General features: G+C 41.5%; 2 protein-coding genes. Both read left to right on the top strand.

Annotated features, from left to right (window positions below):
- Positions 1-274, top strand: a 274-nt coding sequence (locus R7Q46_RS30850) for a hypothetical protein (RefSeq protein ID WP_411978766.1), incomplete at its 5' end; no start/stop codon positions are given.
- A 264-nt stretch (positions 275-538) separates the two neighbouring features.
- On the top strand, positions 539-1,227 hold a 689-nt coding region (locus R7Q46_RS24945), incomplete at its 3' end, for an immunity 49 family protein (protein WP_318077896.1).

Below are 1,227 nucleotides of genomic sequence, written 5' to 3'. Positions count from 1 at the left end.
GTCTGAACTCAATACGAGTGATTATGAGCTAACAGAAAGAAACAAAGCAAAAATTGATGAATGCTTGAAAGAGCGTCCAGAGGCAATGGACGCCCGATATGGCGAAGAGGGATATAACGCTCGAATTGGTAATATTAACCAGCAGTCTGCAAAAATTGGTGAGTTGGTCGCGGATGACTTTGTTCGGAGTAAACGTCCTAATGCTAAGCTGCTTCATCCCAAAGATATTGGAACCTCAATTTCGAAGCCGGGCGAGTTTGATATGGTTTACTAGGTGGAAGTCAGTTAGGTAGCAGAAAAATAGGAAACGAAGCATATCAACAAGGGAAAACTGAGTATGCGGCAGCAATAACAAAGTTAATGCAATGGGGACGAAGGAAAGACGAGCAGGAAATCAAATTAAAAAGGCAATGTACGATGGTATCCCGATCAGATATTTACATGTGCAAGCTCCAATCAACAAAAAGGTTGCTAAAGTGCGAGTCAAGGAGTTCTCAATTAACCAAGGAAAATGGAAGCGAGGTCTTGCAACGTGATTATGCAAATTGAGCGAAAGGCTAACCCTAAATTAAATCAGGAGCATGAATTAGAATTGGTGGAAGAGATAAACGATGATTTAGATAAAAGAAAACGAAGACTCTTGATTAGAAGAGAAAACCTTGTGGATATGGTCGATTCCTATGAAGAGATAGTAAGGTGGTATACATGGTTACCTCAATCTATACCAAATGAGCAAATCGGAACTCTTTGTCTCTACGAAGCATCTGTGATGAGATCTTTTTATCATCAGTTAGTGCTGAATCCAAATGAGCCTCAACGTTTAAAATTACCCGATTGTCCAGAAGTAACATGGGATGGTGAAGGTATTTTAAAAACAGGCTTCATTTGTCCTTCAATGTGGCTAGATGCTTATTTTACTTCGGTGATTGTGCGTGATAAACCCAGCATGGATGTATTGGCGAACTTTCCGATTTCTTTGATGAGACAGAGCTCAACCAAAGCGGGTGAGCTGTCTTATATGCTAGTAGACGTCATTCAGTCGTTCCACAATCGCACATCGGATTATCCTGATAAACTCGTCGCAGCAATGGACGTACCGGTAGCTCAAGGGGATAACTGGGCGTCGGAAATTGCGATGGGGATCCTAGAGACCTTCGCAGCGCTCACTACTAACATTGGTTATGACTTTGAGGAAGTGCTAGTCAAAAACCTACAATTCCAAGAAAA

The sequence above is a fragment of the Vibrio sp. 811 genome (assembly GCF_033339195.1).
Note: the sequence above shows the minus strand (reverse complement) of the source record. Positions and strands in the feature narration are given on the sequence as shown.